The sequence below is a fragment of the Microbacterium sp. HSID17254 genome (assembly GCF_003989315.1).
Taxonomy (GTDB): Bacteria; Actinomycetota; Actinomycetes; order Actinomycetales; family Microbacteriaceae; genus Microbacterium.
In genome coordinates this window covers 14,054-28,035 of record NZ_RBLT01000014.1, presented here as the reverse complement: position 1 = coordinate 28,035, position 13,982 = coordinate 14,054, and the positions used below count along the sequence as shown (strand labels likewise).

The following is a 13,982-nucleotide window of genomic DNA, read 5'->3' as shown; positions in this document are numbered from 1 at the left end:
ATGACGGACGACGGCCCCGCGCCCACCGCGGACGGACACCACATCGTCGTGAACGGCCGGCGGTGGCGCGCCACCGATCCGTCGATCCCCGAGAACCTGCGGCAGGAGCTCGTCGACGAGCTCATGGCCGCACGGCGCGCGGTGAAGGCGGCGGAGCCCGACGCCCGCCGTCGCGTGCAGGATGCGAAGACCGCCCTCGGCGAGCGGGGTGCCCCGTGGTGGGAGGAGCCCTCCTCGGCGCAGGCCGAGGAGCGGATCGCCGCGACGATGCGCGCCCTCACCCGGAAGCGCGCGGACTCGTCGATCTGCCCGAGCGACGTCGCCCGCGCGGTCGGCGGCGCGGAGTGGCGCGACCGGATGCCCGACGTGCGCCGCGTCGCCGCGGACCTGGCCTCCCGCGACGTCGTGGTCGTCACGCAGAAGGGCGAGCCGGTCCAGATCACCGACGCCCGCGGACCCGTCCGCATCCGCCGCGGCCCCGCCCTCTGAACGCCCCGGGCGCCCGACGCCGACGGCGCGCCGTCACCGGGCGTTCACCGTCCGCGGCCAGACTTCGACCATGACCTCACCCGATCCCGCGGCGGGCGCCCCCGAGCCCGTGGCGACAGCGAACAGCGGCGCCGTGGCCGTCGTCGGCCTCGATCTGCACGGAGACACCCCCGCGCCTCGGAAGCAGGTGTACTCCTGGGCGCTGTGGGATTGGGCGACGCAGCCGTTCAACACCGTCATCCTCACGTTCGTCTTCACCGCGCTGTACCTGGTCAGCGCCTCGTTCCTGCCGCCGGAGACCGCCGCCCTCGACCCGAGCGACCCGGTCCGCGTCGCCGCCGAGGCCGACCTCGCCTCCGGTCTCGGACTGGGGTCGACGATCGCCGCCCTGGGCATCCTCCTGCTCGCTCCCGTCCTCGGCCAGCGCGCCGACGCGGCCGGACGACAGAAGCTCTGGCTGGGCATCGGCACCGGCGCACTCATCCTCTGCATGCTGGGACTGTGGTTCGTGGAGCCGCAGCCGGCCCTCTTCTGGCTCGGCGTCGCGCTGATCTCCGCCGGTTCCGTGTTCGGCGAGATCGCCGCGGTGAACTCCAACGCCATGCTCATCGGCATTGCGAACCCGAAGAACGTCGGCCGCATCTCCGGCCTGGGCTGGGGCTTCGGCTACCTCGGCGGCATCATCGCCCTCGTCATCGTCGTCCTGCTCGACACCTTCGACTGGTTCGGCATGTCCACCGACAACGGCCTCGCGTACCGGCTCATCGCCGTGGGATGCGCGGTCTGGGCGATCGTCTTCAGCATCCCGATCTTCCTCAACGTGCCGGAGCCGTCGCTCGGGCGGCCGGAGCGCAAGGTGGGGTTCTTCCGCTCCTACGTTCTCCTCGTCCAAGACGTGATCGGCCTCTACCGCGACCCGCAGACCCGGTCGACGTTCTGGTACCTGCTCGCCAGCGCCGTGTTCCGCGACGGCCTCGGCGGGGTCTTCGCGTTCGGCGCCATCATCGGCACCGCGGTGTTCCGGTTCGGCACGCAGGACATCATCGTCTTCGGCATCGCCGCGAACCTCGTCGCCGGCGTCTCGACCATCATCGCGGGGCGCCTCGACGATCGCCTCGGCCCCAAGCGGATCATCCTCGGCTCGATCGGATCGATGGTCGTCGCCGGCCTCGCCGTGTTCCTGCTCCGCGACGCCGGGTCGCTCGTGTTCTGGATCGGCGGCCTCGTGCTCTGCGCCTTCGTCGGCCCGGCGCAGGCGGCGGCGCGCTCCTTCCTCGCCCGCGTCACCCCGGCAGGCCGGGAGGGCGAGATCTTCGGTCTCTACGCCACGACCGGCAGGGCCGCGAGCTGGATGGCCTCGGCCGCCTGGACCGTGCTCATCGTCTCGACGAGCCAGACCGCCTATGGGATCCTCGGCATCGTCATCGTGCTCATCATCGGGTTCCTCCTCCTGCTCCCGGTGAAGGCGCCGCGCTGAGCCCGCTCCGGGCGTCGGACGGGTCGGGCGGGAGTAGCCTGACCCGGTGACCGTCGTCCTCGCCTTCCTCGCCAACATCCTCGTCGCGATCGCGAAGACGGTCGCCGCCGTCATCACCTCGTCCGCGTCGATGGTGGCCGAGGCCGCGCACTCCTGGGCGGACGCAGGGAACGAGGTCTTCCTGCTCATCGCCGATCGGCGCGGCGCGAAGACCAAGGACGCCCGGCATCCGCTCGGCTACGGCCGCAACGCGTTCGTCTGGTCCCTCATCGCGGCGTTCGGCATCTTCACCGCCGGCTCGATCGTCTCGATCATGCACGGCATCCAGGAGCTGTCCGACTCCGGCCCCGTGGAGAGCCCGGTCGTGGCGTACATCGTGCTCGGGATCGCCTTCGTGCTGGAGGGGGCGTCGTTCACGCAGGCGATGCTCCGCTCCCGCCGGCTGGCCCAGGAGCGCGGATCCTCCACGTGGGACTTCGTGCTGGAGACGAGCGACACCACGCTCCGGGCGGTGTTCTTCGAGGACTCCGCCGCCCTCATCGGCCTCGTGCTGGCGGGCGGGTCGATCCTCCTGCATCAGCTCACCGGTGTCGCCGCGTGGGATGCGATCGGGTCGATCCTCGTCGGGATCCTGCTGGGCATCGTCGCCGTGATCCTGATCGGACGGAACATCGCGTTCCTCGTCGGCACGTCGGTGTCCCCCGCCCTGCGCTCCCGGGTGGGCACGGCCCTCCTCGGCATGGACGACATCGAGCGGGTCACCTACCTGCACATCGAGTACGTGGGGCCGAACCGGCTGTTCCTCGTCGCCGAGGTCGACCTCGCGGGCGATGCGCGCGAGCACGACGTGGCCCGGCGGCTGCGGGAGGTGGAGCGGCGGATCGAGGCGCACGACGCGGTGGAGACCGTCGTGCTGTCCCTCTCGGTGGACGACGAGCCCTCGCTGGACTTCGCCCGCGCGTGAGGCCGGTCAGGCGCGCCAGTTGTCGGCGAGCTTGGTGAGCAGCCGCGCGAGCTCCGTGCGCTCCTCCGGGGTGAACGACTCGAGCGCGCGACCGAGCAGCTCGCGGCGTTCGCCCCGCATCCCGCGGGCCAGTCGCCGACCCGCGTCGGTCAGCGCGATGCGGGTGCGGCGGGCGTCGTCCGGATCGGCCTCGCGCCGCACGAATCCGGCCTGCACACCCTGCTGCACGAGCCGGGACGCCCGCGGCTGATCCACGCCGATCGCCTGCCCGAGCGCGCTCACGCTGAGCGGTTCCGACGCGGCGGCGAGGGCTTCGAGCATGCGGAGACGGGCCGGTCCGCCGAGGCGGCCGCCGTCGGTCATCCACGGCGGCATCCCCGGGTGGCCGCGGTGATGGGCGAAGTGCTCGCGCGGGTCACCATGGGGCCCGTGCCCGTGTGCACCGCGTGGCCCGCCGTGCTCGCGACCGCCGGGCCCTGGTCGACGTCCGCGCAGTCGGGAGAGCGCCTGCGCGATCGCTTCGGCGGCGTCGGGGGACGCGGGGTCGATCGGATCGGTGGCCATGCCCCGATTTTACATGCAGCTTGACATGCGTCTCGGTTCCATGTCACACTGCATGTACATGCACAGTGACATTGATATGTCGGATGACATCCGTCATCGGTGCACCACAGACGACGAAGGATCACCATGAACACCACTGCAGACAGCACTTTTGACAACACCTCCCGCCCGTTCGGTTTCTGGCTCAAGGCCGTCGACCGCCTGATGGCACAGGACTTCGCCACTGTCTTCGCCGCGGAGGGCGCGACCCGCCGCGACTGGCGGCTGCTGAACGTCGTCGATGGCTCGGTACCCGCCCGCCGCCCGTTGAACCCGCACAAGCTGCACGATCTCATCGACCGCGGCTGGGTCGAGGCGGACGGCGACGGATGGGCGCTGACCGACGAGGGCCGCGCGGCGAAGGAGCGTCTCGGCGCCGCCGTCGACGGCATCCGCGCGAAGGTCGCCGACGCGGTCTCCGACGAGGAGATGGCGACGACCCTCGCGGCGCTCGAGAAGATCGCCCGCGCCTTCGGGTGGGACGAGGAGACCCCTCTCCCCCGGAAGCAGCGCCCCGGGTTCGGCTTCGGCCCTCGTGGCGGCTTCGCTCGCCGGCACGGGCACGGGCGCGGCTTCGGTCCCGGGGAGGGGTTCGGCCGCGGGGACTTCGGGCCCCGGCACGGCTTCGGTCCCGGGCACGGCTTCGGCCCCGGGGACGGCTTCGGGCACGGGGACTTCGAGTCCCGGCACGGCTTCGGCCCCCGGCATGGCCTCGAGTCCCGGCACGGCTTCGACCGCGGGGACTTCGGGCCCCGGCGCGGCTTCGACCGTCACGACGGAGCCGAGGAAGGCGGGTACCGCGGGCGCGGTCACCACGACGGCCACGGGCACCGCGACCACGGTCACGCACACCGCGACCACGGCCGCGGCCACGGGCACGGGCACGGGCACGGGCGCGGCCACCGCGCGCAGCGGATGGCGGAGCGCGCATTCGAGCGTGGCTTCGACGCCGGATTCCGCCACGGCCACGCCGCCTGACCTCACCTCCTCGAAGCGCCCCACCGGAACCCCGGCTGGGGCGCTTCCGTGCACCGGGACGCCCCTCCGGGATCACTTCCGCACCTCCCGAGCGCACTCGAGGCACGTCTTCGCTCCCCCCCCGCGGCGACGCGAGCACCTACTCTCCGGACGGGATCAGAATCGCCCCTCCCGAACGCCCCAGCGGCACGTTTTCCATCCCGCAGGGTCATGCAGGCAGGCGGCGCGGGAGGGACGAGGAACGAGGCGCCCGGTGGAAGCGCAAGGGCCCGAGGCGACAGGCACAGGGAAGGCACGTGCGCGGATCAAGAACGGCCCCGCCGTCGCACCTCGCGGCCCATTTCTCACCCCGCACGCAAGGCGGCAGGCCCCGACCGTCGGGAGGGATCAGTAACGCCCTCCCGACGGACCTCGGGGGCCGATTCCCATCCCGCGAGCGAAAGAGCGGACGGCCCGACCGTCGGGCGGGATCAGAAACGATCCTTCCGACGGACCGCGGCGCGCATTTCCCATCCCGCACGCAAAAGGGGGCCGGGCCCGACCGTGGGGCGGGATCAGAAACGGGCCGTCGACACGGGATTGCGGTGCGTTCCTGAGCCCGCAGGGGGAACGGGGGCGTGGGGCGCGGGCGCGGGACGGGGCTAGAGGTCGAGGAGGGCGAGGGCGGTGTCGGGGGCGCCCGCGTCACGGAGGCGTGAGCGCATCGCGGCCGCTGCGAGCGCATACGGCTTGTCGCTCCGCAGGAGGAGCGACCGCGCGTTGGCCTGCTCATTGAGGGCGACGAGCTCGAACGCCAGCACCTCGACGTCGGCCGCGCCGACCTCTCCCTCCGCGGCCGCGAACCGCAGCTGGGCCTCGATGTATCCGTACCAGTCGACGAGGGCTGCCCGCACGGCATCGCTCACGGGACCGGGCTTGGAGTCGACGTCCGCCGCCGTCGCCGCGAAGAAGCAGCCGCCTGTGAAGACGCGGTCCTTCGAGTAGACCAAGGCGTTGTGGAGGAGCGCGGCCAGGCGATGCGCTCCTCGCGGGTGGGCGCGGGCGGGCTCGATGATCCGCTCGACGAAGATGTCCCGAGCGGCGGCGACCGTCGCGAGCTGCAGGCCCTCCTTGCTCTGGAACAGCGTCGCGATGCTGCTCTTGCTCGACCCCGAGGCGGTCGCGAGGCGTCCGATCGTCACGCCGTCCAGACCCTCGACGGAGGCGAGGTCGGTCGCACTCTCCAGCACGATGCGGCGGGAGGCGTCGCCGCGTGCCCGCCGGCCGTCCTGCATCACACCATCCACCATGGCCCTAGTATACGAACGACCGTTCGCCTAGTATACGGATGATCGTTCGTATAGTTCGGTGAAGGAGCCTCCATGCCGTCCGCGTCCTCTCTCCTCGTCCGCGCCCTCCCGACTGTGGGACGCCTCTCCCCTCTCCTCGCCGGCGATCTCGCCTACCGGCTGTTCTTCTCCACCCGCCCACGGATGGCCGTGCGTGCCGCCGACGCCGCCACCCACGACGACGCCCGCCGCGGGACGCTCCTCGTGCGCGGCATCCCCGTCACGACCTACACGTGGGGCACGGGTCCGCGCACCGTGCTGCTCCTGCACGGCTGGCGGGGCCGCGCCTCCCAGTTCGCCCCGCTCGTGCGGGAACTCGTCGCCGAGGGATTCCGGGTCGTCGCCTTCGATGCCCCGGCGCACGGCTCCTCCGGCGGGCGGCACACCGATATCCGCGACTGGGTCGATGCCGCGGAGCAGCTGGACCGCACCCACGGCCCCTTCTCCGCTCTCATCGGACACTCCTTCGGCGGGCTCGCGGCGCTGACCGTCGCCCGGTCGTCCGGCTCGGTCCCCGCCGTCGCCGTCGTCGCCGGGGCCGCCGCACCCGAGGCGTTCCTCGCCCAGTTCGTCCGTGACCTCCGGCTCGACCCCGCCACCGCGGACCGACTCCGCACCCGCTTCCACCGCCGCCTCCGGCTCGATCCCGCAACCGCCGTCGAACGGTATGACGCAGGCGCGCATCCACTCCCCGCCGGCACCACACTGCTCATCGTGCACGACCGGGGCGACCGCCGGATGCCCGACCACGACGCCCTCCGGCTGCACGCCGCTCATCCCGGCCGCTCCCGTCTCGTCCGCACGGTGGGTCTCGGTCATACGAGAGTGCTGTCGGCTGATCCGACCCTCGACGCCGTGGTCGCTCTCGTGACCGGGGGTCTCGACGCCGTGGATGCGCTCGGCACCGCCACGGGACGAGCCGACATTGATGCCGCACCGGCGGACCCGCCCGCCGCCCTTCGGAGCCCTACACCCGGGTCGGCAGGAAGCCCGCGCCCGGGTCGACGGCCGCGAACGGCAGCCCGACAGTGGTGATCAGCACGACGAGCGTCACCACAGCCGCCGCGAGCAGGAGGAAGAGCACGACGAAGACGACGACCGCGAGCATCCGGTAGCTGCCGGTGTCGGCGACCTCCGGGGCGATCGATCGCTGCGCCCAGTCGTCCGCAGCCGCCGCGGGCTGCTCGCCCTGGAGGATCGCGGGCGTCGGGCGGGATCGCTCCGAGCGACGGGTCGGTGCCGGAAGCGCATCGCCTGCGGCGTCCGGTGCTGTCAAGAGCCCCTCCGGGATCGGTGTCTCCGGCGGTGGAGGCGGGATGACGGCGTCGGCCGGCGGGATCACCGCGTCGGCGGGAGCGATGTCCGGCCCCGAAGCATCCGGCGGCGCCGCCCCCTCGGGCACCGCGGACTCGTCGGAACTCGTCCCGCTCGCGTCGCTCATGTCAGCCTCCGACGGCTCCGATGTCAGTCACACCCACGTCGGTGCGGTGGAAGTTCTGGAACGACCGGGACGCCGTCGGACCCCGCTGACCCTGGTAGCGGTTGCCGTAGGGACCGGAGCCGTACGGGTTCTCCGCCGGTGAGGTGAGCCGGAAGAAGCAGAGCTGGCCGATCTTCATGCCGGGCCACAGCTTGATCGGCAGCGTCGCCACGTTCGCGAGCTCCAGCGTCACATGCCCGGAGAAGCCCGGGTCGATGAAGCCGGCGGTCGAGTGGGTGATGAGCCCGAGGCGCCCGAGCGACGACTTCCCCTCCAGCCGCGCGGCGATGTCGTCCGGCAGGGTGACCTGCTCGAACGTGGCCCCCAGCGCGAACTCGCCGGGGTGGAGGATGAAGGGCTCGTCCGGATCGACCTCGATCAGCCGCGTCAGCTCGGGCTGGTCGACCGAGGGGTCGATGAACGGGTACTTGTGATTGTCGAAGAGGCGGAAGTAGCGGTCCAGTCGCACGTCGATGCTCGACGGCTGGATCATCTCCGGCGCATGCGGTTCCAGGCCGACGCGGCCGGAGGCGAGTTCTGCTCTGATGTCGCGATCGCTGAGAAGCACGGCACAAGCCTAGTCATGAGCGACCCGCGCTTTGGCCATCCGGCCCGCGACAGGTAGGCTTGCTCCACCTGCTCTCGGGCGGGTGCGGGGCTGTAGTTCAATGGTAGAACTTCTGCTTCCCAAGCAGACAGCGCGGGTTCGATTCCCGTCAGCCCCTCCATATGTGACTTCCACAGCTGATCCGGACATTCCGGAGATACTCCAGACCGGAGCTCGCCTCTTGTGCTCCCGCGGTTGCCCGCTTGTTGCGTCGATCCTCCCTGATGACGCTGATGATGCTGACGGTCGTCGTGATGAGCAGCAGGGTCTGGAAGGTGGCCTGGAATGGGTCAGGGTTCTCGGAGGAGTGAGCTTGCGGCAGGGAGGCACCCAGGGTCCCGCGCCCGAGGCGAGGTAGGGGACATCGCCGAGCTACGAGCGATGCCGCGAAGAACGCCGCATCGTGTCGCAAGGTACGGGCCACTCCCGGACGGATGGTTCGTCGCCGAATCGCGACCCTGCCGTTCCGACCCCGACGTTCCGTGGCGGGGCTCCGGGTGTACCCGTTCTCAGGCAGACTGCCCGCCGGAGGCCGAGTTCATCCCGATGTCCGACGGCAGCTGCAATAAGAATGCGCCGTGGTGTTCAGCCGGCCCAGGGGTCACAGCAGTTCGGCCACCAGCTTCTGAATGCGCGCGCGGATGTCGTCGCGTATCGGGCGGACTGCGTCGATTCCCTGTCCGGCCGGGTCCTCGAGCTTCCAGTCCTCGTAGCGCTTGCCCGGGAAGAACGGGCAAGCGTCGCCGCATCCCATCGTGATGACGACGTCAGATGCCTGCACGGCTTCGGTTGTGAGCACCTTGGGCTGTTCGGCCGTGATGTCGATGCCGAGCTCGCCCATCGCCTCCACGGCGATCGGGTTGATCTGGTCGGCTGGCATGGAGCCAGCGGAGCGCACTTCGATGCGGTCGCCGGCGATGTCACGGAGGAAACCGGCGGCCATCTGTGAGCGTCCGGCGTTGTGGACGCAGACGAAGAGGACCGAGGGCTTGGTGCTCGTGGTCGTGTCAGTCATTGGTGCTCCTGGTGAGAGGCGTGGTCAGTGGACGAGGTCGTCGACGAGTGCGCGAACGCGTTGGGCGATCTCGTCGCGGATGGCCTCGACGCCTTCGCGGGAGGCGAGGGCGGGATCGCCGACCGCCCAGTCGTCGTAGCGGACGCCGGGAATGATGGGGCAGACGTCGCCACACCCCATGGTGATGACGACGTCGGCCGCGCGGACGGCATCGTCGGTGAGCGGCTTCGGGAATCGCTCAGCAGCCCCGTCACCTTCGATCTCCGCTAGGAGCGAGCGGACGTGGGGGTGGACGACGTCGGCGGGAGCGGAACCGGCGGAGCGTGCGACGACCTTGCCGGGGGCGAGCTGGTTGACGAGCGCGGCGGCGAGCTGCGACCGTCCCGCATTGGCGACACAGACGAACAGCACTTGCGGGAGGGCCGAGCCGCGGTCTCGGGTCAAGTCCGCGAGCCGTTGCCGCGCGAAGCGCTCGGTGAGAGGGATGAGCGTCGAGGTAACGCGGGCGGTCCGCGCGAGCGCGGTGTAAGACTCTCGGACGGTCGTGAGGACGACATCTGGGTCGAGCTCGGGCACTTCTGCCGCGAGCTCCTCGGCGAGGCGGGTCACGCGCGCGTCGAAGTCCGGCCGTAGCGGGCTTTCTTCGTCGACGCGGCCGGGCGCGACCGAAGCCGGCGCGAAGGAGTCCAGCAGTGCGGTGACGGCACCACGTCGCGTCGGGTTGATCCGATACCAGACCCATGTGCCGCGTCGCTCAGATGTGAGCACCTCGACGTCCCTGAGCACCTTGAGGTGGTGGGAGACGGTGGGCTGGGAGACGTCGGCGAGCTCAGCGAGGTCGCACACGCACGATTCTCCTCGCGGGTCGGAGGCGATGGCCGACAGCATCCGTAGGCGCAGCGGATCCGACAGCGCCTTCAGCGTCACGGCGACTGTGGAGGCTGCTTCCAGCCCGATGGCGTGCGTCGCGACCGGACTGCACGTGTCGATGTCCGTCGTTGCAGTGACGTTCATGACTGCATCCTTTCAGCCGCGTACGGGTCCGTGTGGAACCAGCGGCGGGCTGCCCAGAGCGAGACATACACGAGCCCGACGAGAACCGGGACCTCGATCAACGGACCGACGACGCCTGCCAGGGCCTGTCCGGACGTCGCTCCGAACGTGCCGATGGCGACAGCGATGGCGAGCTCGAAGTTGTTGCCGGCCGCGGTGAACGCCAAGGTCGATGAGCGGGCGTAGCCGAGTCCAAGTGCTTTCCCGGTGAAGAGATCGATGAACCACATGACCGCGAAGTAGGCCAGCAGAGGAAGCGCGATCCGCGCGACGTCCCACGGGCGGCTGGTGACCTGTTCCCCCTGAAGAGCGAACAGCAGCACGATGGTGAAGAGCAGACCGTAGAGGGCCCAGGGACCGATCTTCGGCAGGAAACGACCTTCGTACCAGTCGCGTCCCTTCGCACGCTCTCCGATGAGGCGGGAAGCGAAGCCGGCGATGAGGGGGATGCCCAGGAAGATCAGGACGTTCAATGCGATCTGCCAGACCGATATCTCCAGGCCTTGCGAATCGAACCCGAGCCAGCCGGGGAGGACGGTCAGGTAGAACCATCCGAGCAGCGAGAATGCGACGACTTGGAAGACCGAGTTGATGGCGACCAGAACGGCTGCCGCCTCCCGGTCGCCGCAGGCGAGGTCATTCCAGATGACGACCATGGCGATGCAGCGCGCGAGCCCGACGATGATGAGCCCCGTGCGATACTCGGGCAGATCGGGGAGGAACGCCCAGGCGAGGACGAACATCAGCGCAGGACCGACGAGCCAGTTGAGCACCAGCGACGAGATGAGCAGTCTCTTGTCTCCGGTGACGGCAGCGATCCTGTCGTAGCGGACCTTCGCGAGGACTGGATACATCATCACCAGCAGGCCGAGCGCGATGGGAATGGAGATTCCACCGAGTTCGAGAGCGGCCAGGAGATCGGAGACGCCGGGGATGAAGCGGCCGACGAGGATTCCACCGACCATGGCCAGGCCGATCCACAGTGGCAACCACCGGTCGAGAGTCGACAGACGTCGAGTGGCTGGAGCAGTAGTGGGAACAGTTGCGGTGCTCATGCGAGGAGCGCCTCTGCGGCGGCGTCAGCCTCGATGGGTGCGGTTTCGTCAAGCGCGGCCAGGTAGTGCTGGGCATCCTGAGCCGCGGCGCATCCGGTGCCCGCCGCAGTGATCGCCTGACGGTAGGTATGATCCACCAGGTCGCCGGCGGCGAAGACTCCCGACACGTTCGTGTGGGTGGAGGGGTGGTCGACGAGGACATATCCATCGGCGTCGGTTTCGACGAGCCCGGTGACGATCTCGGAGCGCGGGTCGTGACCGATGGCGACGAACACTCCGGTGGCGGGCAGTTCCCGTTCCGCACCGGTGACGCTGTCGCGGAGTGCGACCGCCTCGACCTTCTCGGCGCCGATGAGGCCCGCGACTTCCGCGTTCCAGGCGACTTCGATCTTCGGGTGGTCGAGCACGCGCTGGGCCATGATCTTCGATGCGCGGAACTCGCCGCGGCGGTGCACGATAGTCACCTTCGATGCGAAGCGGGTGAGGAACAGCGCCTCCTCCATTGCGGAATCCCCGCCGCCGACGACGACGATCTCCTGGTCACGGAAGAAGAAGCCGTCACACGTGGCACACCAGGACACGCCGCGGCCAGTGAGGCGCTCCTCGTCTGGCAGTCCCAGCTTGCGATAGGCGGAGCCCATCGTGAGAATGACGGCGCGAGCATGGATAGTGTTCCCCGTGCCGGTCTCGATGGTCTTGGTGCGCCCGTCGAGGTCGACCCGGATCGCGTCGTCCAGGAGGATGCGGGCACCGAAACGCTCCGCCTGCGCGCGCATCGACTCCATCAGTTCGGGCCCCTGTACGCCGTCAACGAACCCAGGGAAGTTCTCGACCTCGGTCGTCGTCATCAGCGCGCCACCCGCCGTCACGGATCCGGCAAGCACCACGGGCGCGAGGCCAGCTCGCGCAGCATAGATGGCTGCGGTGTATCCCGAAGGGCCGGACCCGATGACCGCAAGCTCGACCTCTTGTATCGACATGTGTCTATATTGACACTCATCAATGCCTGAGGCAACCGCTACGATCCGCGTCGGTCTGACACGGAAGGGCGGGGCTCCACTCATAAGCCCCGCCCTTCCGTCAGCGGAGATCAGCTGACGGTGACGGGCCGTGCGCCGATCTGGATGGTTGAAGGAGCCGCACAGCAGCTGCCCGCGTTGTCATCGAAGTCGCCGGACCCCCCGCACACCCCGGTGTCGGGGAGGACGAGTTCGCTGCGCCCGGCGGCCTCGTGATCTCCCACGAGGTGCGCGGCAACACTTCGCACCTGCTCGAAGCCGGTCAACGCGAGGAAGGTCGGCGCCCGACCGTAGGACTTCGCGCCGACGATGAAGAACCCCTGCTCCGGCTGCGCGAGCTCTCGCGCCCCCGTGGCACCCACAGATCCGCAGGAGTGGATGTTCGGGTCAATCTCGGACGCGATGCCCACGACCGCCTCGAGCGCGGGATCAAGATCGATACGGAGCTCTCGCAGCATCTCCGTGTCCGGCCGAAAGCCCGTGAGTGCGAATACACGCCCGACACCCGCGACCTCGCGCCCGTCTTCGGCGACCACGGTCAGGCCGTCAGCGGCTTGCCGGAACTCGGCGACACGGAATCCGGTCACCAGCTCCACGACACCCTCGTCGACCATCTTGCGCGCACGAGAGCCGAGCGCGGCCCGTTCGGGAAGTTCATCTCTGGCGCCACGCCCAAAGACGTTCGTTGCCTCCCCCCTACGGAGAATCCAGGTGACGCGGGTGCCAGGGGCCCGGCGTGCCAGCTCGCTCAATCTCAGGACAGCGTGCGCGGCGGAGTGCCCCGCTCCCACGACGACGACGTGCGACCCCGCGAGTTCTGACACATCGGCCGGGATGCGGTACGAGATCAGATCGGATGCTGCGGCCTCCCCGAGGGCGGGATATCCATCCGCGCCCGCCGGATTCGGAAGCGCCCAGGTGCCGCTCGCGTCGATGACCGCGCGAGCGAGAACTCGCGACTCTTGGCCGTCCGCGCTGACCGTATGCACGACGAAGGGCTGGCCCTTGCGTCCGCCGTCGACGACCTTGTCACGACCTTGACGAGCGACTCCAGTAACGGTGGTCGCGTAGTGAACCCGCTCGCCCAAGGCATCCGCGAGAGGCGCCAGGTAGCTGTCCACCCATTCGGCGCCGGTCGGGCACCCCGAGTCGGGTGCGGTCCATCCGGTCGGCTCAAGAAGACGTCGTGCCGCCGCGTCAGTGAGCTCTGGCCATGCCGAGAAGAGGCGCACATGCCCCCATTCAGCGACCGCAGCAGCAGGCCCCTGCCCGCGCTCGACGACAATCACGTTCTCGTCGCGTTCGACAAGACGCGCCGCTGCGGCGAGACCCTGCGGACCCGCTCCGATGACGACGACAGGAAGCTCGGACATCATGTCTCCTCAAATTGACAAACTTCAATACGAAGACTGTCGCCCACCTATCGAAGATTGTCAATACGTGTCACACTAGACCCGTGAGCTTGCCGACGACAATCGAAGCGACCAGCTGTTGCGTTCCGCCTATAGCGCCGTCGATGACCGTCGCGGACGCCGAGCGTGTCGCCCGGGTCTTCAAAGCGCTGGGCGACCCCACGCGCGTCCGACTGTTGTCGCTCATCGCCGCCGGAGCCGGCGGGGAAGCGTGCATCTGCGACCTGACCGAACCCGTGGGACTCTCACAGGGCACGGTGTCGCATCACATGAAACTACTGGTGGAAGCGGGCCTGGTCACACGTGAGCAGCGCGGCAAGTGGGCCTACTTCGCTCTGGACGCGGGGGCGATGGATGCTGCCGCCAGTGCGCTCCGCGCGGTGTGACCAGCGCACCGAGCCGGCTGGGGCTGGCTCTTCGTGATGCCCGCCCGTGTGGACACGTGCCCGACCGGCATCCATCGAAAGAGGGAGACTTCCCTCCATCGTCTTGACGATGTCGC

The 13,982-nt window shown here is 69.6% G+C and carries 15 protein-coding genes and 1 tRNA gene; 7 read left to right on the top strand and 9 right to left on the bottom strand.

The features are described from left to right. From D8M34_RS10325 to D8M34_RS10315, 3 genes are all read left to right on the top strand, one after another. On the top strand, positions 1 to 489 hold the full coding sequence (locus D8M34_RS10325) for a DUF3253 domain-containing protein (RefSeq protein ID WP_062765624.1): 489 nt from the start codon (positions 1 to 3) through the stop codon (positions 487 to 489). 70 nt (positions 490 to 559) lie between these two features. Continuing rightward, positions 560 to 1,966 (top strand): MFS transporter, encoded by a 1,407-nt coding sequence (locus D8M34_RS10320; protein ID WP_062765627.1) that lies wholly within the window; start codon positions 560 to 562, stop codon positions 1,964 to 1,966. Between the two features lie 46 nt (positions 1,967 to 2,012). Next, the gene (locus D8M34_RS10315) at positions 2,013 to 2,930 is read left to right on the top strand and encodes a cation diffusion facilitator family transporter (RefSeq protein WP_062765630.1); all 918 of its coding nucleotides are present in this window, start codon (positions 2,013 to 2,015) and stop codon (positions 2,928 to 2,930) included. Positions 2,931 to 2,936: 6 nt separating this feature from the next. Here D8M34_RS10315 and D8M34_RS10310 read toward each other — a convergent pair whose 3' ends face one another. Continuing rightward, a complete protein-coding gene (locus D8M34_RS10310) occupies positions 2,937 to 3,494 on the bottom strand; it encodes a MarR family winged helix-turn-helix transcriptional regulator (RefSeq protein ID WP_231729521.1) in 558 nt (185 codons plus the stop codon). A 126-nt stretch (positions 3,495 to 3,620) separates the two neighbouring features. Between D8M34_RS10310 and D8M34_RS10305 the strand changes: the two genes are divergently transcribed. Then, the gene (locus D8M34_RS10305; protein WP_194088847.1) at positions 3,621 to 4,511 is read left to right on the top strand and encodes a MarR family winged helix-turn-helix transcriptional regulator; all 891 of its coding nucleotides are present in this window, start codon (positions 3,621 to 3,623) and stop codon (positions 4,509 to 4,511) included. A 641-nt stretch (positions 4,512 to 5,152) separates the two neighbouring features. Here the strand turns inward: D8M34_RS10305 and D8M34_RS10300 are convergent. After that, complete coding sequence (locus tag D8M34_RS10300) at positions 5,153 to 5,800, bottom strand: TetR/AcrR family transcriptional regulator (RefSeq protein ID WP_126893933.1); 648 nt, start codon at positions 5,798 to 5,800, stop codon at positions 5,153 to 5,155. Between the two features lie 72 nt (positions 5,801 to 5,872). Between D8M34_RS10300 and D8M34_RS10295 the strand changes: the two genes are divergently transcribed. Continuing rightward, positions 5,873 to 6,874: an alpha/beta fold hydrolase gene (locus tag D8M34_RS10295; RefSeq protein ID WP_025102695.1), complete on the top strand. Its 1,002-nt coding sequence runs from the start codon at positions 5,873 to 5,875 to the stop codon at positions 6,872 to 6,874. Here D8M34_RS10295 and D8M34_RS10290 read toward each other — a convergent pair. Beyond that, positions 6,807 to 7,280 (bottom strand): hypothetical protein, encoded by a 474-nt coding sequence (locus D8M34_RS10290; RefSeq protein WP_126893932.1) that lies wholly within the window; start codon positions 7,278 to 7,280, stop codon positions 6,807 to 6,809. The two genes, D8M34_RS10295 and D8M34_RS10290, sit on opposite strands and share 68 nt — an antisense overlap. Before the next feature lies 1 nt (position 7,281). Next, on the bottom strand, positions 7,282 to 7,887 hold the full coding sequence (dcd, locus tag D8M34_RS10285) for a dCTP deaminase (RefSeq protein ID WP_025102697.1): 606 nt from the start codon (positions 7,885 to 7,887) through the stop codon (positions 7,282 to 7,284). Positions 7,888 to 7,973: 86 nt separating this feature from the next. On the opposite strand from dcd, the gene D8M34_RS10280 reads away from it, so the two are divergent. Continuing rightward, a tRNA-Gly gene (locus tag D8M34_RS10280) sits at positions 7,974 to 8,047 on the top strand. A 480-nt stretch (positions 8,048 to 8,527) separates the two neighbouring features. Here the strand turns inward: D8M34_RS10280 and D8M34_RS10275 are convergent. The 5 genes from D8M34_RS10275 to D8M34_RS10255 all read right to left on the bottom strand — a co-directional run bounded on the left by D8M34_RS10275 (position 8,528) and on the right by D8M34_RS10255 (position 13,444). Continuing rightward, on the bottom strand, positions 8,528 to 8,941 hold the full coding sequence (locus D8M34_RS10275) for an arsenate reductase ArsC (protein WP_025102698.1): 414 nt from the start codon (positions 8,939 to 8,941) through the stop codon (positions 8,528 to 8,530). A 24-nt stretch (positions 8,942 to 8,965) separates the two neighbouring features. After that, positions 8,966 to 9,955, bottom strand: a complete 990-nt coding sequence (locus D8M34_RS10270) for a metalloregulator ArsR/SmtB family transcription factor (protein WP_025102699.1) — start codon at positions 9,953 to 9,955, stop codon at positions 8,966 to 8,968. Further along, positions 9,952 to 11,049: an ACR3 family arsenite efflux transporter gene (arsB, locus tag D8M34_RS10265; RefSeq protein ID WP_126893931.1), complete on the bottom strand. Its 1,098-nt coding sequence runs from the start codon at positions 11,047 to 11,049 to the stop codon at positions 9,952 to 9,954. The genes D8M34_RS10270 and arsB overlap by 4 nt, the downstream gene beginning before the upstream one ends. Beyond that, positions 11,046 to 12,029, bottom strand: coding sequence for a thioredoxin-disulfide reductase (trxB, locus tag D8M34_RS10260; protein ID WP_025102701.1), 984 nt, complete (start codon positions 12,027 to 12,029; stop codon positions 11,046 to 11,048). Before trxB ends, arsB begins: the two co-directional genes overlap by 4 nt. A 110-nt stretch (positions 12,030 to 12,139) precedes the next feature. Further along, entirely contained in the window at positions 12,140 to 13,444 is a 1,305-nt protein-coding gene (locus tag D8M34_RS10255) for an NAD(P)-binding domain-containing protein (RefSeq protein WP_161973063.1), read from the bottom strand. Between the two features lie 80 nt (positions 13,445 to 13,524). Here D8M34_RS10255 and D8M34_RS10250 point away from each other — a divergent pair, with 80 nt between their 5' ends. Then, positions 13,525 to 13,866: an ArsR/SmtB family transcription factor gene (locus tag D8M34_RS10250; protein ID WP_025102703.1), complete on the top strand. Its 342-nt coding sequence runs from the start codon at positions 13,525 to 13,527 to the stop codon at positions 13,864 to 13,866. Positions 13,867 to 13,982 lie beyond the last annotated feature (116 nt).